Below are 19415 nucleotides of genomic sequence, written 5' to 3'. Positions count from 1 at the left end.
ACCAAGTGGGGACAACTCCAGTGCAGTTGGTCGCCAACTTGGAAGAAGGTGGCCAATGGTGGCAGCGAAGGAGACCAAGTAAGGCCCATCAGCGAAGCAACGCCGAAGCCGGGGGAACCACCATGTCCATTCTCAGCCTCCTCTCCGCGGTGTTCGTGATCACCTTCGAACAGCTCGCACAGTGGCACTACGGCCCGGCCGGCCTCGCGGGCCTGCTGCTGCTCGCCGTCGGCGCCAAGGCCCGAAACGCCACCTGTAGTTCGCTGGGCGGCGTACTGCTCGCGCTCACGGTGGCCGGGCCCGCGCTGCACTGACCGCGGCGAGAGCGAGGGCCTGCCGCGGGACCACGTCACGAGCTCAGCGTCAGGTCCTGGCTGATCGTGTTCCACAGTCCGTTGAACCACAGGTGGGACTGCTCCACGAAGGTCGTGTCGCGCAGCCCCGCACCGTGCTCGAACGCGAAGAGCATCTGCCGCACGCCCTGCGCGTCGTACACGTCCACCCGCTCGTGGTCGATCTGCTCGCCGCGTCTCGCCAGCGTGTAGTACGCGAAGAGCGCCTCGTCGCTGTTGAGCAGGTAGAGCTTGACCGGGGGCGTGAACGGCAGCGCGCGGAACTCCACCGTGACGTCCATGTTGTGCGTGGCCCGCAGCGCCAGCAGATTGTGGCGCAGCACCTGCCCCTGCGCGTTGCGCTGCGCCAGCCAGTCGCGCCGCAGCCTGCCGCCCATCGCCGCCTCCGCCCGCGAGGCCCCGGCCACCCTTGAGGCCTCCGCCGCCCGTGACACGGGCTCGGCGGCCGGCGGCGCAGGCGCGGGCGCGGGCGCGGGCGCGGGAAACGCGAGGTCGATGTCCCGGCTCGGCAGCAGCACGCGGACCCGCACCCTGGCCGGTTTCGTACGGCCCTCGTGGATGAGGCGCAGCGGTTCGCCCATCGCGAGCGTCAGCGAGACCGCCGTCAGGCACAGGGCGTCGATCTCCACGTCGGCCCGCTCGAAGGCCTCGGCGATCCGCGGAGCGAGCGTCACCATGGTCGGCTGCGGCGGCACCTCGGGGCCGTGCAGCGCGGGCCGCGGGTGCCGCGCGACCGTGGCAGGGCTGCCCTTCGAGGCGTTCACCAACAGGTTCTCGGACTGCAGAATGCGCAGCGCCTGGCGTACGGCGGAGCGCTCCACACCGAATTCGCCCGCCAACTGTGCCTGCGTAGGCATCCGTTGGCCGGGACCCAGGCGACCGGACGTGATCCGGTCGCGCAGCGCGTCGGCCACTTCGCGGTACGTGTTTCGCGCCCGCTGTGACCTGGGCCGTCCGTTGACGGCGGCATGCTCCCCACTCACAGCCAAACCCTACAACTTCCCGCCATCTTTGGGGAGTTGACGTGAAGGTGGTTATGAGCCGCTCTTCAATGGAGATAACTACCTTTGAGTTGGTGACCAACTTCCCGGACATGGTCGGGGGACCTGAAGTTGGTCACCACGAGGACCACAGGTCCTGAAGGAGGTAGGACAATGCCGCTCTTCGCCATCGTCGTCGCCGCACTCGCCATCGGGTTCGAGCAGCTCATCCAGTGGAAGTACGGGCCGATGGGCATCATCGCCTTCATCGTTCTCTCCATCGGCCTCAAGGCCAAGAACACCGCGCTCAGCGGCATCGGGGCCGTCATCCTCGTGATGCTGCTCGCCCAGAGCGGCTGACCGGGCTCCCTTCCGGAGGGGAGCCGGGAGCCCGGTCGGTCAGTACGTCGTACGTGAACGGGGTCGCGGCTCAGAACACAGCGGCTCAGAACACATCGGGGCACCACGGCCGCCGCGGGGTCCGCAGCAGGGCGCCGAGCCCGGCGGCGGCGCCCTCCTCGTGCTCCACAAGCCGTCCCAGGGCGGCGAGCCGCACCGCTGACTCGTCACCCAGCCACAGTGTCCCCAACTCACTTACGCCGACAGTGAGTTGAGGGGAGGCGGCGCCCGGCGAACAGACCGCCCCGCCGGGCGCCGCCGTCAACGTGAACCGTCCACCCGCGAGCCCCGCGGGATCGAGCACCTCGAACGAGACCTCCCCACTGGTGTCGTACGAGCGCGCTTCCATGGCCGCCGCGACGTCCAGGATCCGCACCCACATGAAGTCCGCCTGCGTCACGATGCGGGCGGCGCGCGGGTCCGGCAGCAGGTGCGGCAGCAAGTCGTCGGGGGCGCGCAGCCCGGACCGCACGGTGGCGATCCAGTCGACGGAGCAGACATACGTCCACAGGGCGCGCTCGGCGGCCGGGGTGGTGGCGATCAACTGCCGTACCCGCGCCGTGTTCAGCGGCTGCTTGGCATCGCCCCAGCGGTCGTCGGCATGGTAGTCGACCAGCCCTTCCACCTCGCCGCGCGCGTTGCGGTACACCGCGTAGTACGGCTCCGTCCACGGGTCTTCCGGGGCCGGCCACAGGCCGGTGTTGTACTGCCACCAGTGCTCGTCCCGCGACACCACGCCGGCGACGCGGGTGCGCAGCCGCGCGTGCAGCTCCGGGCCGACCTTGCGCACCTCCTCCGGGTCCGCCAGGTCCACGCGGCCGCCGTCGTCCGGGCCCGCCCAGCGGGGGTCGAGGCCGGCCCGCGGTACGTCCACCTCCCACACGGTGGCGGTGGCCGCGGGGCCGAATCCGAAGCGTCCGTAGATCGGGTACTCCGCCGCGATCAGCGTCGCCGCGACGTCGCCGCGTTCCTTCGCCTCGGCGAGGTCGGCCGCCATCATGCGGCTGAGCAGTCCGCGGCGGCGGTGCGTGGGGCTGACGGTGACGTTGGTGATCGCGTCCGTGGGGACGGTGGCGCCGCCCGGCACGGTGAGCTCCTGCGCGAAGGAGCGGAACGTGGCGACCTGCCGGGTGCCGGGGCCTCCGGCGGGGGCGAAGGCGGCGCGGGTGCGGGTGAGGTCGAAGTGTGCGCGCCGCTTCGCGACCGTCTGCGGGGAGGTGGTCGGGGGGCGCAGGAAACCGGTGTTGAGGGCGCGGGACCAGTCGGGCAACTCGTCCTCGGTGATGGCCCGAACGGTTGTCGCTTCGCGGTCGTCGGGGGTGGCGTCACGGTTGCTCATACGCTCACGCTAAGCCGGACCCGAAGCACGTGTCGCCGCATTAACCCCCCGCCACGGGGCTCCGCCCCGGCCCCCGCGCCTCAATCGCCGGCGGGGCTGGAAAAGATCGGGGCTCCGCCCCGGACCCCGCTGCTCAAACGCCGCAGGGGCTTGAAATGCCCACCCGCCGGCGGGGCTTGACCTGCCCGCACCCCGCCGCCTCCCGTACGAGAAGCGGGCTAGATGATCACTCGCCTGTCGAGTTCGTGAGCAGGTCGTCGACCTGGGCCTCACCGGCTCGGTAGCGGCGAGCGATTTCCGCGCTGCAGTTGTCCGCCGTGCGCTGCAGCTGGTGGCGGCGGCGTGAGACCTGCTGCTCGTAGCGGACGAGGCGGCCCATCGCCGCGAGCAGCTCGTCGTCCGTGCGGGCGACCAGGTCGGAGAGCTCGACCTCGGCGAGCATCTCCTGCGCGAGGCGCCGGGACTCGTCACTGAGCGGCGTGCCGAGTGTGACGTGCCGGGCGGAGGACCGGTGGCTCGTCGGCTGGTCCCGCAGGATCTCCGACAGCCGGTCCACGACCGGCGCCTCGGGGTCCTTCCGCCGGTCCAGCTCGGCCCGCAGGATGTCGATGCGGCCCTGGAGCAGGCGTCGTACGTAACTCAGGTCCGCCTCGTTCTGCTGCGAGCCGCGGCGCAGCGTGCGCAGCTCCGGCAGCCGCAGGGCCGACAGGTCGACGGCCGGCGCGGCGGGCAGCTCCGGGCTGTCGGTCCGCTGGGCCGGCGGACGGGTCAGCGGGGCCACCCGTTCCCTGTGCGTCAGCGATACGGGCTGCCCTGGCAGCCCCGTACTCGTTGTGTGGCTCATGGCATGGGTATCCATGGTTGCTTACCGTCCCCTCGACCGGACCGCGCCGCACGCCACCGACGCACCGCGTGTCAGCATCGTGCCACTCCCAGTGGCCAATTCGGGCCCGAGTGCCCCAGATCCGCCCCGGATGGGGGGTTGGGGAGTATGTCAAACCGTTCCTATTCAGTGAGCAGGAGTGAGTGTTGGACCCATTCCTGGCCGCTGCGGACATCCCGAACGGCGTTGGGTGTCCTGGTCGCCCGCGTACGCGCCGCGTCCGGTGGCACGGATCGTGTCCGTGGTCCGGGGATGCGGGGGCGGAGTCCCTCACGCCCGGGAACCTCCGGTGGGGCCTGGGCGGTCCGATGCCCGCGACGATCGCTCTGGTCGTCGCGGGGCGGTGCCGTCCGTCGCCGGATCGGGTGTCCCTGGGCGCGTCTACCGATCGCGATGCTCGCCGCATCGTGACCGGTCGTCTTGCGGGTGGTCGTGGTGATTGGCTTCTTCCAGTGCTGGGTGCCCCAGCGGCTGGTGTAGGCCGCATCCACGGCGATGATCGCGATGCCGGTGGCCTCGGCCATCGACGTCAGCCGGGCCCCGCAGCCTGCCGGTGGGCACGCCGGAGATGAGCTGACGGAACCGTTTCCTGCGGCCGTGCTTCTCCCGGTTCTTCTCCGCTGCGAAGTCGAGGTCCTCGATGGCGATCGCCGTCACGCCGCAGGCCTTCGCCCAGGTCAGCACCCGGGTCAGCGCCCCCACCCGCTCCAGTACCGCCACGTCCCGCGCGGACAGCCCCTTCAGCCGGGTCCGCACCGCCACCCCCGACGGACCCGACACCACGAACGGCGCCACCAACTCCCGCAACCCGCCCACCACTTCACCCCCAATCCACCTTCAGACGACCCGACACCCCACCCAACGACCCACCACCCACAAGGTCACCCATTCGACCCACAAACCCACGTTCGACCAAGAGCGCAAACCCCTTGCGCGGCACGAAAATCGGCGCACGGCATGATGGCCGTATGCGAGCAGTGGTGCAGAGGGTGGACGGCGCGAGCGTCGTCGTCGAGGACGAGGTCGTCGGCGAGATCAAGGGGGAGGGGCTGTGCGTCCTCGTCGGGGTCACGCACGAGGACACCAAGGAGAAGGCGGCCCAACTGGCCCGCAAACTCTGGTCGGTACGGATGCTGGGCGACGAGAAGTCGTGCAGCGACATCGACGCGCCGCTGCTCGTGATCAGTCAGTTCACCCTCTACGGAGACGCCCGCAAGGGCCGCCGCCCCACCTGGAACGCCGCCGCGCCGGGACCCGTCGCCGAGCCTCTGGTCGACGAGGTCGTGGCGCAGCTGCGGGCGCTCGGCGCGATCGTGGCGACGGGCCGGTTCGGAGCGAAGATGCGGGTGTCCCTGACGAACGACGGCCCGTTCACGGTGCTGTTGGAGATGTAGCCCCTCTCATACGGAGTGGCTACGGCTCGACGACGATTTCCTGCGCCGCCGCCGTGGCCTCCGCGAGGAGCTCCGCGTCGGCCGGCACGTTCCGCTTGATGACCGCGAGCGCGATCGGGCCGAGCTCGTGGTGGCGTACGGCGGTCGTCACGACACCGATCTTCCGGCCCTCGGGGCCGTCCGCCGCGAGCCGCACCTCGGCGCCGTGCGGCGGCAGGTGCACCTCGCTGCCGTCCAGGTGCAGAAAGACGAGCCGCCGCGGCGGCTTCCCCAGGTTGTGCACGCGGGCGACGGTCTCCTGCCCCCGATAGCAGCCCTTCTGCAGATGCACGGCCGAGCCGATCCAGCCCAGCTCGTGCGGGATCGTGCGGTGGTCCGTCTCGAAGCCGAAGCGCGGGCGGTGCTGCTCGACGCGCAGTGCCTCGTAGGCCAGCAGACCGACCGCTGGGCCGTTCTCACTCACGTACGACTCCAGGTCGGCGCGCGGCAGGAACAGATCGCGGCCGTGCGGTGTCTCGCGTACGGCCACCCCGTCCGGCACCGGCGCGATCGACCCGGCCGGCAGATGCACGAGGGCGAACTCGTCCGTCCGGTCGGCTGTCTCGACCCGGTAGAAGAACTTCATGGACTCCAGGTACGCGAGGAGTGCCTCCTGCGTGCCCGGCTCGACGTGCGCCCACATCGTCGTACCGTCGTCGACGAGGTACAGGGCGTGCTCGATGTGTCCGTTGGCGGAGAGGATCAGCGCCTCGGTGGCCTGCCCGGGCGGCAGCTGCTCCACATGCTGGGTGAGCAGCAGGTGCAGCCAGCTCAGTCGGTCCGCGCCGGTGACGGTGATCACGCCCCGGTGCGACAGGTCGACGACGCCCGCCCCGTCGGCGAGGGAGCGCTGCTCGCGGAACAGGTCGCCGTAGTGCGCGGCGACGCCTTCGTCCACGCCCTCGGCGGGGACGGCGCCGGGCAGGGTCAGCAGGGGGCTGCTCGGTGAAAGTCGCTGCATGTTCACACACACTACGACGAGTGGGCGGACGCGCTTATTCCTGCGGAGCCTTAGCTATTCCTGCGTCCGCCCTTTGTCCTTCGCACAGTTCTCGCAGCGTCCGAAGATCGCGAAGTGTTTGAGGTCGGTGTCGAAGCCGAACTCCTCGCGCAGCTTGGCGGTGAACTCCGCCGCCACGTCCACATCCGCCTCGATCACGTTCGTACAGTCGCGGCACACCATGTGGATGTGGTGGTGCCGGTCGGCGAGGTGGTACGTGGGCGAGCCGTGCCCGAGATGGGCGTGCGAGACGAGCCCGAGCTCCTCCAGGAGCTCAAGGGTCCGGTAGACCGTCGAAATGTTGACCCCCGACGCCGTCTTGCGCACTTCGCACAAGATGTCGTCGGGGGTCGCGTGCTCAAGGGTGTCCACGGCTTCGAGGACAAGCTGGCGCTGCGGCGTCAGCCGGTAGCCGCGCTGCCGCAGATCGCTCTTCCAGTCGATACCTTCGGTGCTCACCACACCGACGAGTGTAGAACTACTTGAAGAACGCGATGCCGTCGTCCGGGGCGTCGTCCGGAAGGTTGCGCGCCATCTCTGCGACGTCCTCGGGCGAGACGACCTTCTTGAGCTGGGCCGACATGTACGGGCGCAGCGGGACCTCGGGGGTCTGCTTCTCGCCGACCCACATCAGGTCGCTCTTGACGTAGCCGTAGAGGCGCTTGCCGCCGCTGTACGGGCCGGAGGCGGCCGTGCGGGCCACCGCGTCCGTGGCGATCTCGATCTGCGGCTTCTTGTCGGCGAGCTCGCCGTACCAGACCTCGACGACGCCGTCGTCACGGACCATGACGACCTCGACCTTGCTGGCGCGCTTGTCACCTTCGGCGGCGGAGATCCGCCAGAAGCCCGACTCGGACTCCAGGGGCTTCACCTTGTTGCCCTCGGCGTCCAGGATCCAGGTGTACGAGCGGTACTCCAGGAAGTCCCGCCCGTCGTGGGTGAAGGAGACCTCCTGGCCGAAGTTGGCCTTCTCGGCGCCCGGGAAGTCGGTGACGCCGGCGCCCGCCCAGTCGCCCAGGAGGAAGGCGAGGGGGACGAGGTCGGGGTTCAGGTCGGACGGGATCTGGATCATGAGCGGTTCAGACGTCTCTCAGTGGGGGGTCAGCGCTGGCCCTGGTACAGCTTCTTCACGGTCAGCCCCGCGAAGGCGACGACGCCGACGCAGACCAGGACGAGAAGGGTGGAGAAGAAGGCCTCAAGCACGGGATTGCTCCTCGGTGAGCGGAACGTATGCGGATAACAGAGCCGGACCCCACTGTAGTCGTCCGGGCCAAAGCCCTCTCAGCGAGGTCGGTCATCGGGGGCGCTTCTTGCCGTCCAGTTCGTCCCACCACTCGTCGGACTTCTCGTCGCCCGAGGGATCGTCCCACCAGCGGTCGTCGGGCCCGCGCCGGTTGCCGACGATGGCGGCGACCGGCGGGATGACCATGGCGACGACGCACATGGCGACGGCGGCCGGCACGGACCAGAGCCGTACGACGCCCCAGGCCAGCACGAACAGGCCGATGCAGACGCCCATCATGGCGAAGTAGAGGTGCTTTCGCCGCGCGTACATGACTTCAGCGTAAGCCCGTGCGGGCCGCCCGGCTCCGGGCCGGGCATGCCGAAGGGCCGCACCCGTGCCAGTGGCGTCCAACCCAGGCGGGGTGCGGCCCTTCAGCCGTCGTGTGTGACCGCTCAGACGGCGATCGCGACCTCCGCGAGGCCGCCGGTCTGGGCGACGACCGTACGGTCGGCCTGGCCGCCGGGGACCAGGGCGCGCAGGGTCCACGTGCCCTCGGCCGCGTAGAAGCGGAACTGGCCCGTGGCCGAGGTGGGGACCTCGGCGGTGAACTCGCCGGTCGAGTCCAGGAGCCGGACGTAGCCCGTCACCGGCTCGCCGCCGCGGGTCACCTGGCCCTGGATCGTGGTCTCACCGGGCTTGATCGTCGAGGCGTCGGGGCCGCCGGCCTTCGCTCCGCACATGTTGCTCTCCTAGGAAGTGAAAGGTCGCTGGGTTACTTGTTGGCGCCGAGCTCGATCGGCACGCCGACGAGGGAGCCGTACTCGGTCCAGGAGCCGTCGTAGTTCTTGACGTTCTCCTGGCCGAGCAGCTCGTGCAGGACGAACCAGGTGAGCGCGGAGCGCTCACCGATGCGGCAGTACGCGACGGTGTCCTTGGCCAGGTCGACCTGCTCGTCCTCGTAGAGGGCCTTGAGCTCTTCGTCGGACTTGAAGGTGCCGTCGTCGTTGGCGTTCTTCGACCACGGGATGTTGCGCGCGGACGGGACGTGGCCCGGACGCTGCGACTGCTCCTGCGGGAGGTGGGCCGGGGCGAGCAGCTTGCCGGAGAACTCGTCGGGCGAACGCACGTCGACGAGGTTCTTGGTGCCGATCGCGTCGACGACGTCGTCGCGGAAGGCGCGGATCGACGTGTCCTGCGGCTTGGCCTTGTACTGCGTGGCCGGACGGTTCGGGACCTGCGAGCCGTCGACCAGGTCGCGGGAGTCGAGCTCCCACTTCTTGCGGCCGCCGTCGAGGAGCTTCACGTCCTGGTGGCCGTAGAGCTTGAAGTACCAGAACGCGTAGGACGCGAACCAGTTGTTGTTGCCGCCGTAGAGGACGACGGTCGTGTCGTTGCCGATGCCCTTCTTCGACAGCAGCTCCTCGAAGCCGGCCTGGTCGATGAAGTCACGGCGGACCGGGTCCTGGAGGTCCTTGGTCCAGTCGATGCGGATGGCGTTCTTGATGTGGTTCTTGTCGTACGCGGACGTGTCCTCGTCGACCTCCACGATCGCCACGTTGTCGTTGTCGAGGTTTCCCTCGACCCAGTCGGCGTCTACCAGGACGTCGCTGCGGCTCATGCTGATTCCTCCGGGGCAGTTGCGGGGGTATGCGAAAGGGGGGTGTGCGTAGCTGCACGGGGACCCCGAGGCAGGAGCCTCAAGGGGTCCGGGGAGAGCGGGAGTTGATCCGTCCCGCTAGGCGGTGCGACAGAGCATGGCGGCGACGCGGCACAGGTCTACTGCCCGCCGCTTCGTGAGATCCGCCTGTCGCCTCATGGGTCCGATCGTAAGGACGTACCGGCGGCCGTGTCACCGGCATGTCGAATGGTGAGACGAGATCGTCCGGAATGTGGGAACGATCGCGATCCGGGGTGACTCTCGTCCCGCCGCCGCACCGTCGGGTGCCTCTCGACATCTACTCTGCGGACGCCGTTGTCTCGCAGTTCGGACCAACAGTGTTCGTGGCCTGTTTCGACGCCTCCCCCGGCCTACCCGACCAGGTCGAGGTCCGAACCCTTCACCGTGATCTCGATGCCCTGACCGACGGCCCGCACCCGGTCGAGCTCGATGCCGGCCGGCAGGTCGTCGAGCGCCTGCTGGAAGTCGGTGACGCCCCGGATCCGGTCCTTCGCCAGGTCGAACGCGGGGAGGTCCGGCAGGCTGTCGGCGTGCGCGGAGACCTTGCCGCCGCTGACGTCGACCGTGCTGCGCACCGTGGGCCGCACCGTGCCGAGCGGGGTCTTGACCGCGATCGTCAGCTTGACCTTGTGGTCACCGGCGTACGCGAGGTCGTCGATCCACGCGCTCACGCCGGGGGCGACCTGCGCGGGGCCCTGCTTCTTGATGGCCTTGAGGAGCTCGGCGTAGTCGATACGGGCGGTGCCGGTGGCCGAGGCGGCGGTGGCGGAGCTGTAGCTGCTGTCGAACTTCACGCCGTGCATCTCCGCCTTGAGGTCGGCGATGCGGATGCCGGCGTCGTCGCTCTTGCCGCTCTTCGCCTCGAAGTCCTGGATGCCGAGTTCGACGTCGTCGAGGGTGCCGTCCGCGACCTGGGTCAGGAACGGGAAGCCGTTGATCGACACGTCGGGGGTCTGGCCGAGCCCCTCGCTCGTGCGGATCTTGTCGGCGGCCTTGCTTTCGGCGAAGTGGACCGCGATGCGGTCCGCCGCGACGAAGAGGGCGCCGATGACGACGACAAATATCAGCAGTATTCGCAGTGCGCGCATGGGCCGGAGGGTACGCGAACGTCGGCAGATCAAGCCCCTGCGGCGATTGATGTGGGCCGCCGGGGCTTGATGTGGCTAGCCGAGCGCGCGGCCCAGCAGCCAGACCGCCGGGGCGGCCGCGGCCAAGGGGAGGGCCACGCCTGCCGTCATGTGGACGAAGCGGGACGGGAAGTCGTAGGACGCGACGCGGTGGCCGATGACGGCGCAGGCGCCCGCGCCGAGGCCGAGGAGCGCGCCCCCCGTGCCGAAGTCGGTGATACGGCCGGCCGCGACCCCCGCACCGGTCGCCGCGAGCAGCGACACGATCACGGACACGACCGTCGGCAGCGGCAGCGCACGGGCCAGGATCGCGACCGCCACGGCCACCCCGCCGACCGTCACCGCTTCGGGCCCGGCCGCCAGATGTCCGGCCGCGATGATCGCGAGCGCCGCGGAGGCCACCGTGGCCATCAGGCCGTACATCCGCTCGTCCGGTTCGGCGTGCGAGCGGAGCTGGAGGACCAGGGTGAGCAGCACCCAGACGCCGAGTGTGCCGAGGATCGCGGCGGGACCGTTGTCCCGGCCCGCCACGAGCAGCGCGACATCGGCGACGACGCCGCCCATGAAGGCGAGCGCGATGCCCTGGCGCGCGGGCCACATCCCGTTGAGCCGGAACCAGCCCGCGGCCGTGACCGCCTGCAGCAGCACCAGCGGAACGAGCAGCGCGTACGACCCGATGGCGGCGCCCCCCGCGAGCAGCAGGGCGAGCACGGCGGTGAGCGCGGCGGGCTGCAACCCCGGCTCGATGATGGGAGAACGACGCGCCCGCCTACCAAGCCCCTGCGGCGTTTGAGCAGGCCTTTCAAGCCCCTCCGGCGCCGACGAGGGCCCGGCCTCGTACGACCACTGCTGCTGCGGCACCGCCGCCGGGGCCGGCTGCACCTGCCCATACGCGTCGTACTGGTACGGATACTGCTGGTTGTTGCTCATCGGGGTGTCATCCTCCTGCGAACGGCGGGAGCACCTCGACCGTGCCGCCCTCGGCAAGCCGTACCGTCTCATGGTCACGGGTCCCGACCGGGTCCCCGTCGACCAGGAACGAGGAACGCTGGAGCACGCGGACGAGATCGCCCGGGTGCCCCGTACGCACCGCTTCCAGCGCCACGGCCAGGGTCTCGGCCTCGTACGGCTCCTCGGCGACGCCGGCGGCGGCCTTGGCCGCGGCCCAGAAGCGGATCGTGCCCTGCGCCATTCCCGACTCCTCTCGGTACCCGCTCTCTAGTGCGGCTGGTGCGGCTGGTGCGGCGTTCTATTGTGCGGCAAGCGTCGCCGCGATCCACGCCCCGATCCGCTCGATCAGCTCGTCGCTCGCCGCGTTCTCGGCGTGGCCCATCCCCGGTTCGAGCCACAACTCAGCGTCTCCGTCGGCCGCCGCACCGATCAGCATCCGGGGGTGGTCGACCGGAAAGTACGGGTCGCGGTCGCCGTGCACCACGAGCAGCGGGGTCGGCGCGAGCAGCGGGACCGACTCCACCGGGGAGAGCGGGACCGGGTCCCAGCCGTACGGGTGGATCCGGGTGCGCAGCCCGAAGCGGCTGACCAGGCGTCCGACGGGCCGGGTCACCGCCCAGTTCACCCGCCGCATCGAAGGCGTGCCGCGGTAGAACCACCGGGCGGGGGCGCTCACCGCGACGACCCCGTCAACACGCGCTTCCGTGCGCCCCCTGTGCAGCGCGGCCTGCCGCAGCACCACGGATCCGCCCATGGAGAAGCCGACCGTCACCACGCGCGCGTGGCCGAGCGAGCGCGCCCACTCGACCGCCGCCGCGAGGTCGAGCACCTCCTTGTCGCCGACCGTGGACCGTCCGCCGGAGCGCCCGTGGCCCCGGAACGAGAACGTGACCACGGCCGCACGCTGTGCGAGCACCGCCGCAGCGCGGCGCAGGCGGGGCCGCTCCAGGTCGCCGGTGAAGCCGTGCGCGAGCACGATCGCCGGGTCCTCGGGACCGCCGGGACCGGGCTCGTAGGCGGCGTCGATGGCGACTCCGTCGCGTGTCCGGAGCAGCACGCGCCGTCCCCGTTCCGTGATCGGCCACACAGAAGATCCACGCTCGTCACCTGCCGGACCCCAAGTCATGTGGGCTATTCTGCTGGGAAGAGGACTCGGGCAATGCAGCCCCCGGGTCCTTTTGTGCATTCAGGGGCGTTGTATACGGCCCCCCGGAGACACAGGAAAAATCGCAGGTCAGGACCCGCGGGCGCGGGGTTTTGGCCTTTGTACGAAGCAGTGCCGCAAACGTCCTCGATGGGACCGAGGAGGAACCAGACGTTATGGGCGAGCGAACCGTGCACGAACGTATGACGACCACCAGGGCAGGTGGGGACCGATGAGCTCTCTTCTGCTCCTCACCAATGCCCTCCAGCCGTCGACGGAGGTGCTCCCCGCTCTCGGCCTGCTCCTGCACAACGTGCGAGTGGCCCCGGCGGAGGGCCCCGCACTCGTCGACACCCCCGGTGCCGATGTCATCCTCATCGACGGGCGCCGGGACCTCCCTCAGGTCCGCAGCCTCTGTCAGCTGCTCCGCTCCACGGGGCCCGGCTGTCCGCTGGTGCTCGTCGTGACGGAGGGCGGCCTCGCCGCCGTCACCGCCGACTGGGGCATCGACGATGTACTCCTGGACACCGCGGGACCCGCGGAGGTCGAGGCACGCCTCCGGCTCGCCATGGGCCGGCAGCAGATCGTCACCGACGACTCCCCCATGGAGATCCGCAACGGCGATCTTTCGGTGGACGAGGCGACGTACAGCGCGAAGCTCAAGGGACGGGTCCTCGACCTGACCTTCAAGGAGTTCGAGCTCATCAAGTACCTGGCGCAGCACCCCGGCCGCGTGTTCACGCGCGCCCAGCTGCTCCAGGAGGTCTGGGGCTACGACTACTTCGGCGGCACCCGGACCGTGGACGTGCACGTGCGAAGGCTGCGCGCCAAGCTCGGGCCCGAGCACGAGTCGCTCATCGGCACCGTGCGCAACGTGGGCTACCGCTTCGTCACCCCGGAGAAGCCGGAGAAGAAGGCGGAGAAGAACGCCGAGGCGCGGGCCGAGAAGAAGGCCGAGGAAGAGGCCGCCGCCGCGAACAAGGCGGATAACGCAGCCAACCCGGACAAGATCCCGTCCCCCGTGGACGGGGTGGGCCGCCCGGCCTCCATGCGCCGTTAGCGGTGCGGGTCTTGCCCTGCCCAGAGGGTGGTCCATCCGCGTAGACTCCGCGCGTGGCCAAGGTGACTCGGGACGATGTGGCGCGGCTGGCGGGTACCTCGACCGCCGTCGTGTCCTACGTGATCAACAACGGACCCCGGCCGGTCGCCCCGGCCACGCGCGAGCGGGTGCTCGCCGCGATCAAGGAGCTGGGGTACCGGCCCGACCGGGTCGCCCAGGCCATGGCCTCGCGGCGGACCGACCTCATAGGCATGATCGTGCCGGACGCGCGCCAGCCGTTCTTCGCGGAGCTGACGCACGCCGTCGAACAGGCGGCGTCGGAGCGCGGGAAAATGGTCCTGGTCGGCAACTCCGACTACGTGCCGGACCGTGAGGTCCACTATGTGCGCGCCTTCCTCGGCATGCGGGTCTCCGGGCTGATCCTCGTCTCGCACGGTTTCAACGACCTTGCGGCGAACGAGATCGAGGCCTGGGACGCCCGCGTCGTCCTGCTGCACGAGCGACCCGAGGCGATCGACGACGTCGCGGTCGTGACCGACGACGTGGGCGGCGCCCAGCTCGCCACCCGCCACCTCCTGGAGCACGGCCACGACTACGTCGCCTGTGTGGGCGGCACCGCCGACACCCCCTCCGTCGGCGACCCGGTCTCCGACCACGTCGAGGGCTGGCGCCGCGCCATGAAGGAGGCGGGGCGCTCCATCGAGGGACGGCTCTTCGAGGCGCCGTACAACCGTTACGACGCCTACAAGATGGCGCTCGGCCTGCTGTCCGGGCCGGACCGGCCGCCCGCGGTGTTCTGCTCGACGGACGACCAGGCCATCGGTGTGCTGCGGGCCGCGCGCGAGCTGCGCATCGACGTGCCGGGCGGTCTCGCGGTGGCCGGGTTCGACGACGTGAAGGAGGCGGGGCTCACCGATCCGACCCTGACCACCGTCGCGTCGGATCGTCCCGCGATGGCGCGGGCCGCCGTGGACCTCGTCCTGGACGACTCGCTGCGGGTGGCCGGGTCGCGGCGCGAGCGGCTGAAGCAGTTCCCCTCGCGGCTGGTCGTCCGGCAGTCCTGCGGCTGCGCGTAGCCGCTCCGCGGGTCGCCGGATTATGGGTCGAGGTCGACCTTTATTTCGGGCAAACAGGGTTCTGTTGGGACTCTCAGGGACCACTCAGGCAGCTCTCATGTACGCGCCACAGGCTTGGTGCCATGACCGAGACCTACCGCCGAAGCGGCGACGACCCCCAGCCCTATCCCCCGCAGCCCCCGTACCTGCCGGGCGTGGAACTCTCCGAACAGACCCACGAGCACCCGCAGCACGGCACCCCGAAGAAGAAGCGGCTGCGCGGTCCTGCCGGGCTGATCACGGCGGTGGCGATCGCGGCGGCGGCGGTCGGCGGCGGCACCGCGTACGCCATCCAGGAGTTCACCGGCGCCGGCAGCGCCACGGCCTCGTCCTCCACCAGCACCACGGTCGTGCCCAGCAGCAAGAAGGGCACCGTGTCCGGCGTCGCGGAGGCGGTCAGCCCGTCGATCGTCGAGGTCAACTCGACGCTCTCCTCCGGGTCCTCGACCGGTTCCGGCGTGATCGTCACGAGCGACGGCGAGATCGTCACCAACAACCACGTCGTGTCCGGCGCCACCTCCGTCAAGGTCTCGACGAGCGACGGCAAGACGTACACGGCTGACGTCGTCGGCACCGACGCGAAGAAGGACCTCGCGCTCATCAAGCTGAAGAGCGCCTCCGGCCTGAAGGCGGCGACGCTCGGCGACTCCGGGGGCGTCAAGGTCGGCGACGACGTCGTCGCGATCGGCTCACCCGAGGGCCTGACCGGCACCGTGACCAGCGGCATCGTCTCCGCGCTCCAGCGCGATGTCACCGTCTCCACCGACGAGGAGCAGCAGCAGCAACAGCAGGGCGGCAGCGGCGAGTGGCCGTTCGAGTTCGGCGGCCAGGAGTTCAACGGCAACACCGGCTCGTCCAAGACGACGTACAAGGCGATCCAGACCGACGCGTCCCTCAACCCCGGCAACTCCGGCGGCGCCCTCATCGACATGAACGGCAACATCATCGGCATCAACTCGGCGATGTACTCGTCCGCTTCGGACTCCTCCGGTTCCGGGGAGGCCTCCAGCAACGGCAGCGTAGGCCTCGGCTTCGCGATCCCGATCAACACGGTCAAGGCCGACCTCGACACACTGCGCGCGGGCGGCTCCGACAGCTGAGCCCATCTCAAGCCCCGCCGTTCGGACGAGAGCCAGCGGGGTCCGGGGCGGAGCCCCGCGACCGGAGGGGCCGGGTAGCTCCACGCACACACCGGGTGGCCGTGCGAGGCTGAGAGGCGCCGACCACCCACCCGTACCGACCGACAGGAAGCACACCGCATGAGCCCCGCCGAAGGCGAACCGCAGCGCATCCTCATCGTCGACGACGAGCCCGCGGTACTGGAGGCACTCCAGCGCTCCCTCGCCTTCGAGGGCTACGGCACCGAGGTCGCGGTCGACGGCGCCGACGCCCTGGAGAAGGTCGCCTCGTACCGCCCCGACCTGGTCGTCCTCGACGTACAGATGCCCCGCATGGACGGCCTGACCGCCGCCCGCCGGATGCGCGCCACCGGCTCCACCACCCCGATCCTCATGCTCACCGCCCGCGACACGGTCGGCGACCGTGTCACAGGACTCGACGCGGGCGCGGACGACTACCTGGTCAAGCCGTTCGAGCTCGACGAACTGTTCGCCCGGGTGCGGGCCCTGCTGCGGCGCAGCTCCTACGGCGCCACCGGCGACGAAGCCGACGACAACGACGCCCTCTCCTTCGCCGACCTGCGGATGGACCTGACGACCCGGGAGGTCACACGTGGCGGGCGCGCGGTCGAGCTGACCCGCACCGAGTACACGCTCCTGGAGATGTTCCTCGCGCACCCCCGCCAGGTCCTCACGCGCGAGCAGATCCTCAAGGCGGTCTGGGGCTTCGACTTCGAGCCGTCCTCCAACTCCCTGGACGTCTACGTGATGTACCTGCGACGCAAGACCGAAGCGGGCGGCGAACCGCGCCTCGTGCACACCGTGCGGGGTGTGGGTTACGTGCTGCGGTCCGACGGGACGTCCGAGTGAGCAAGCTCGTCCGGCGGCTGCGGACGCTGCCGCTGAGGTCGCGGATCGCGCTCCTGGTGGCGGTCGCGGTGGCCGCCGCCGTCGCCGCCGTCGCGGTGACCTGCTGGTTCGTCACGGCGAAGCAGCTGTACGCGCAGCTGGACAACGATCTGGTGCAGCAGGCGCACTCGGTCAAGCGCGAACAGATGGAGTACGTCCTCGCGGGCTGCCAGTCCGGCGACTCCTCGGCCCAGCACAACTTCCCGGGCCCGACGATCCAGATCATCGAGTCCAACGGCACCGCGTGCACCTCGCAGGGCGATCCCAGGATTCCCGTCCAGCCCGCGGACACCGCCGTCGCGGCGGGCACCTCGGACCACTCGGTGCACACCACGGACGACGCCAAGGGCCAGGCGATGCGGGTCCTCACCGTCCCGATCAAGCAGGACGACACCCGGCTCCCCGGCGTCGCCGCCTCCGTCGCCACGCCCCTCGACGAGATCACGACGCCGCTGACCACCCTGGCCTGGCTGCTCCTCGCCGTGGGCGGCATCGGCGTCCTCGGCTCCACGGCCGCCGGTCTGTGGATCGCCCGCGCCGCACTGCGCCCCGTCGACCAGCTTACCGAGACCGTCGAACACGTGGCGAGGACCGAGGACCTCACGGTCCGCATCCCGGTCGAGGGCGACGACGAGATCGCGCGCCTTTCGGAGTCGTTCAACTCGATGACCGCCTCGCTCGCCTCCTCCCGCGAGCTCCAACAACAGCTCATCGCGGACGCGGGTCATGAGCTGCGGACGCCGCTGACCTCGATGCGTACCAACATCGAACTGCTCACGCGGATCGAGGAGACCGGCCGCTCCATCCCCCCGGAGGACCGCAAGGCGCTGATGGCGTCGGTGAAGGCCCAGATGACGGAGTTGGCCGCGCTCATCGGCGACCTTCAGGAACTGTCGCGTACGGGACTGACCGGGGCGGAAGGGCCGCTGAAGGTGGTCTCGCTGCACGACACCGTGCGCAGCGCCATCGAGCGCGCCCGGCTGCGCGGCCCCGAGCTGACCTTCGACGCGGAGCTGGCCCCCTGGTACGTACGGTCCGAGCCGGCGGCGCTCGAGCGGGCGGTCGTGAACCTGCTGGACAACGCCGTGAAGTTCAGCCCGGAGAAGGGCCGCGTCGAGGTCCGGCTGATGCGCGGCACGCTCACGGTGCGGGACCACGGGCCCGGTATCCCGGACGATGAACTGCCGTACGTCTTCGACCGGTTCTGGCGCTCGCCGACCGCGCGCGCCCTGCCGGGTTCGGGCCTCGGCCTGTCGATCGTGGCCCGCACCGTCGAGGCCAGCGGCGGCCAGGTCGCGCTCTCGACGGCGGACGGCGGCGGCACGATCGCCACGCTGATCCTCCCGGGCGCGCCGACAGCGCCGCCGGAGATCCCGTAGGGCCTGTCGTCCGGATCAGGCCCTGTCGGTCACTTGCCGATCGAGAGCCCGCCGCCCGACAGGTTCACCCGGATCCCCTCCTTCTCCACGGTCACGTCCTGGAGCCGCACATAGCCGTCGTCGCCGGGCAGCTTCGGCAGCCGGAAGGCGAGGGAGAGGCGGTCGGCGAGCTCGGGCTTGGTGAGCCGGGTGAGGCCGTCGAGCAGCGCCGGGTCGAGCCCGATCCGCTTGAGGAACTCGGGGTGGGCGAGCGCGATGTCGATCAGGTTCGTGCCCATCAACTGCTTGACGAAGCGCGGCGTCCCGGTCAGCTCGCGCAGCTTCGCGTCGCTGTGCAGCGCCTGCTGCACCGCGCTGTCCGGCACCCCGAGACGCTTGACGACCGCGGGGACGGCGAGCAGCTGCCGCGCCTTGTCGACCTGCTTGGTGAGCTTGGCCACGGAGGCGCGCGTGAGGTGCAGGCCCTCGGAGGCGCGGGTGCCGGGGCGGTAGGTGGCGAGGTCCCCGACGGCCAGGCTCATGTTGTCGATGTCGGTGGAGATCCCGGACGCGCCGAGCCGCTGGATGTTCGCGTCCGCCCGCACCTTCACGTCGTGCCCGGCGACGGGCAGGGTGCCGCGCGCCAGCACCTTGTTCTTCCCGTGCCCGCTGAACGTGACCTGGGACGCGCCCAGCTCCCTGTTCATGTCGGCGAAGCTGAGCAGCACCTCGCCGTGCATCGCGTCGGCCTGGGCGCCGCTGATCTCGGTGAGGCCCGAGCCCTTGATGCGTACGTTGTGCGCGGTCGCGGAGACCTTGGCGAGGGTGACGCGGTCGGCGGCGACGTCGGGGACGGTCACCTTCAGTTCGCCGATGCGGCGGTCGGCGAGCTGGGTGAGAAACGGGAAGCCGGCGATCTCCACCTCGGGGGCGGCCGTCAACTTCATTTGTTTCTTGATCTGTTGTGCCGCCTTGTTCTCGGCGTAGAGCACCGCCCAGCGGTCGGCGAGGCCGAGGAAGCCGCACAGGACAAGGACCGCGATCAGGCCCTTCAGTGCGAAGGAGAGCCCGGCGAGGCGGCTTCGGCGCCTGCGTCGTCCGGCTCGCCTGTGGCTGGGCGGAACCAAATCCTCCGCACCGCCATCAAACCAATCGTCGAACGTCGTGTCGTCATCGAACGTCGTGTGGCCGTCGAACGTCGTGCTGTCGTCGGCCAGGGGGTCGTCGGCTATGCGGTGGGGGGTACGCATCGGGTGATTCCATCACACAACCCCACCAATTGCACAAACATCCTTCACATGCGAAGGGTGGCCCACTGTTCAACCGTAGGCCACCCCAATGCA

At 70.1% G+C, this 19415-nt stretch carries 23 protein-coding genes and 1 pseudogene; 8 read left to right on the top strand and 16 right to left on the bottom strand.

Annotated elements, in window-relative coordinates:
• Nucleotides 1–122 precede the first annotated feature (122 nt).
• Nucleotides 123–314: a hypothetical protein gene (locus ACWD2L_RS35280; protein ID WP_351337767.1), complete on the top strand. Its 192-nt coding sequence runs from the start codon at nucleotides 123–125 to the stop codon at nucleotides 312–314.
• Between the two features lie 35 nt (nucleotides 315–349).
• Here the strand turns inward: ACWD2L_RS35280 and ACWD2L_RS35275 are convergent, their stop codons facing one another.
• Nucleotides 350–1342, bottom strand: a complete 993-nt coding sequence (locus ACWD2L_RS35275) for a winged helix-turn-helix domain-containing protein (RefSeq protein ID WP_351337769.1) — start codon at nucleotides 1340–1342, stop codon at nucleotides 350–352.
• A gap of 165 nt (nucleotides 1343–1507) precedes the next feature.
• Between ACWD2L_RS35275 and ACWD2L_RS35270 the strand changes: the two genes are divergently transcribed.
• Nucleotides 1508–1693, top strand: coding sequence for a hypothetical protein (locus tag ACWD2L_RS35270; protein WP_351337772.1), 186 nt, complete (start codon nucleotides 1508–1510; stop codon nucleotides 1691–1693).
• 85 nt (nucleotides 1694–1778) lie between these two features.
• Here the strand turns inward: ACWD2L_RS35270 and ACWD2L_RS35265 are convergent, their stop codons facing one another.
• From ACWD2L_RS35265 to ACWD2L_RS35255, 3 genes and pseudogenes are all read right to left on the bottom strand, one after another.
• Entirely contained in the window at nucleotides 1779–3071 is a 1293-nt protein-coding gene (locus tag ACWD2L_RS35265; protein ID WP_451193138.1) for a GNAT family N-acetyltransferase, read from the bottom strand.
• 226 nt (nucleotides 3072–3297) lie between these two features.
• On the bottom strand, nucleotides 3298–3915 hold the full coding sequence (locus ACWD2L_RS35260; RefSeq protein WP_451193136.1) for an RsiG family protein: 618 nt from the start codon (nucleotides 3913–3915) through the stop codon (nucleotides 3298–3300).
• 161 nt (nucleotides 3916–4076) lie between these two features.
• Nucleotides 4077–4650: pseudogene (locus ACWD2L_RS35255) on the bottom strand (IS200/IS605 family accessory protein TnpB-related protein); the annotation flags it as partial.
• 272 nt (nucleotides 4651–4922) lie between these two features.
• Between ACWD2L_RS35255 and dtd the strand changes: the two are divergent.
• Nucleotides 4923–5348: a D-aminoacyl-tRNA deacylase gene (gene dtd, locus ACWD2L_RS35250; RefSeq protein WP_351337777.1), complete on the top strand. Its 426-nt coding sequence runs from the start codon at nucleotides 4923–4925 to the stop codon at nucleotides 5346–5348.
• A 19-nt stretch (nucleotides 5349–5367) separates the two neighbouring features.
• Here the strand turns inward: dtd and ygfZ are convergent, their stop codons facing one another.
• The 11 genes from ygfZ to ACWD2L_RS35195 all read right to left on the bottom strand — a co-directional run bounded on the left by ygfZ (nucleotide 5368) and on the right by ACWD2L_RS35195 (nucleotide 12494).
• Nucleotides 5368–6348: a CAF17-like 4Fe-4S cluster assembly/insertion protein YgfZ gene (ygfZ, locus tag ACWD2L_RS35245; protein WP_351337779.1), complete on the bottom strand. Its 981-nt coding sequence runs from the start codon at nucleotides 6346–6348 to the stop codon at nucleotides 5368–5370.
• A 54-nt stretch (nucleotides 6349–6402) separates the two neighbouring features.
• The gene (locus tag ACWD2L_RS35240; protein ID WP_351337781.1) at nucleotides 6403–6849 is read right to left on the bottom strand and encodes a Fur family transcriptional regulator; all 447 of its coding nucleotides are present in this window, start codon (nucleotides 6847–6849) and stop codon (nucleotides 6403–6405) included.
• Nucleotides 6850–6865: 16 nt separating this feature from the next.
• A complete protein-coding gene (locus tag ACWD2L_RS35235; RefSeq protein ID WP_351337784.1) occupies nucleotides 6866–7459 on the bottom strand; it encodes an FABP family protein in 594 nt (197 codons plus the stop codon).
• A gap of 222 nt (nucleotides 7460–7681) precedes the next feature.
• Complete coding sequence (locus ACWD2L_RS35230; protein WP_351337787.1) at nucleotides 7682–7942, bottom strand: DUF3099 domain-containing protein; 261 nt, start codon at nucleotides 7940–7942, stop codon at nucleotides 7682–7684.
• Between the two features lie 122 nt (nucleotides 7943–8064).
• Complete coding sequence (locus ACWD2L_RS35225; protein WP_351337789.1) at nucleotides 8065–8352, bottom strand: DUF1416 domain-containing protein; 288 nt, start codon at nucleotides 8350–8352, stop codon at nucleotides 8065–8067.
• 32 nt (nucleotides 8353–8384) lie between these two features.
• A complete protein-coding gene (locus ACWD2L_RS35220) occupies nucleotides 8385–9230 on the bottom strand; it encodes a sulfurtransferase (RefSeq protein ID WP_351337792.1) in 846 nt (281 codons plus the stop codon).
• 117 nt (nucleotides 9231–9347) lie between these two features.
• On the bottom strand, nucleotides 9348–9428 hold the full coding sequence (locus tag ACWD2L_RS35215) for a putative leader peptide (protein WP_351337858.1): 81 nt from the start codon (nucleotides 9426–9428) through the stop codon (nucleotides 9348–9350).
• Between the two features lie 212 nt (nucleotides 9429–9640).
• Nucleotides 9641–10378, bottom strand: a complete 738-nt coding sequence (locus tag ACWD2L_RS35210) for an LmeA family phospholipid-binding protein (RefSeq protein ID WP_351337795.1) — start codon at nucleotides 10376–10378, stop codon at nucleotides 9641–9643.
• A 75-nt stretch (nucleotides 10379–10453) separates the two neighbouring features.
• Nucleotides 10454–11419, bottom strand: a complete 966-nt coding sequence (locus ACWD2L_RS35205) for a hypothetical protein (RefSeq protein ID WP_351337798.1) — start codon at nucleotides 11417–11419, stop codon at nucleotides 10454–10456.
• Complete coding sequence (locus ACWD2L_RS35200; protein WP_351337800.1) at nucleotides 11355–11609, bottom strand: MoaD/ThiS family protein; 255 nt, start codon at nucleotides 11607–11609, stop codon at nucleotides 11355–11357. The genes ACWD2L_RS35205 and ACWD2L_RS35200 overlap by 65 nt, the downstream gene beginning before the upstream one ends.
• Nucleotides 11610–11666: 57 nt before the next feature.
• Nucleotides 11667–12494, bottom strand: coding sequence for an alpha/beta hydrolase (locus tag ACWD2L_RS35195; protein WP_351337802.1), 828 nt, complete (start codon nucleotides 12492–12494; stop codon nucleotides 11667–11669).
• 250 nt (nucleotides 12495–12744) lie between these two features.
• Between ACWD2L_RS35195 and ACWD2L_RS35190 the strand changes: the two genes are divergently transcribed.
• The 5 genes from ACWD2L_RS35190 (at nucleotide 12745) to ACWD2L_RS35170 (ending at nucleotide 18093) form a co-directional block, all read left to right on the top strand.
• Nucleotides 12745–13572: a response regulator transcription factor gene (locus ACWD2L_RS35190; RefSeq protein ID WP_351337805.1), complete on the top strand. Its 828-nt coding sequence runs from the start codon at nucleotides 12745–12747 to the stop codon at nucleotides 13570–13572.
• Between the two features lie 53 nt (nucleotides 13573–13625).
• Nucleotides 13626–14648 carry a LacI family DNA-binding transcriptional regulator gene (locus ACWD2L_RS35185; RefSeq protein ID WP_351337808.1) on the top strand — a complete coding sequence of 341 codons (1023 nt, stop codon included), beginning with the start codon at nucleotides 13626–13628 and terminating at the stop codon, nucleotides 14646–14648.
• Between the two features lie 122 nt (nucleotides 14649–14770).
• A complete protein-coding gene (locus ACWD2L_RS35180; RefSeq protein WP_351337810.1) occupies nucleotides 14771–15787 on the top strand; it encodes a S1C family serine protease in 1017 nt (338 codons plus the stop codon).
• 159 nt (nucleotides 15788–15946) lie between these two features.
• Nucleotides 15947–16675: a response regulator transcription factor gene (locus ACWD2L_RS35175; RefSeq protein ID WP_351337812.1), complete on the top strand. Its 729-nt coding sequence runs from the start codon at nucleotides 15947–15949 to the stop codon at nucleotides 16673–16675.
• On the top strand, nucleotides 16672–18093 hold the full coding sequence (locus ACWD2L_RS35170; RefSeq protein WP_351337815.1) for a HAMP domain-containing sensor histidine kinase: 1422 nt from the start codon (nucleotides 16672–16674) through the stop codon (nucleotides 18091–18093). Before ACWD2L_RS35175 ends, ACWD2L_RS35170 begins: the two co-directional genes overlap by 4 nt.
• A gap of 29 nt (nucleotides 18094–18122) precedes the next feature.
• Here the strand turns inward: ACWD2L_RS35170 and ACWD2L_RS35165 are convergent, their stop codons facing one another.
• The gene (locus ACWD2L_RS35165) at nucleotides 18123–19322 is read right to left on the bottom strand and encodes an LmeA family phospholipid-binding protein (protein WP_351337817.1); all 1200 of its coding nucleotides are present in this window, start codon (nucleotides 19320–19322) and stop codon (nucleotides 18123–18125) included.
• Nucleotides 19323–19415 lie beyond the last annotated feature (93 nt).

Source organism: Streptomyces sp. NPDC002754, assembly GCF_053592315.1.
The sequence above is the reverse complement of the archived record's forward strand: the minus strand, read 5'-3'. Positions and strand labels throughout refer to the sequence as shown.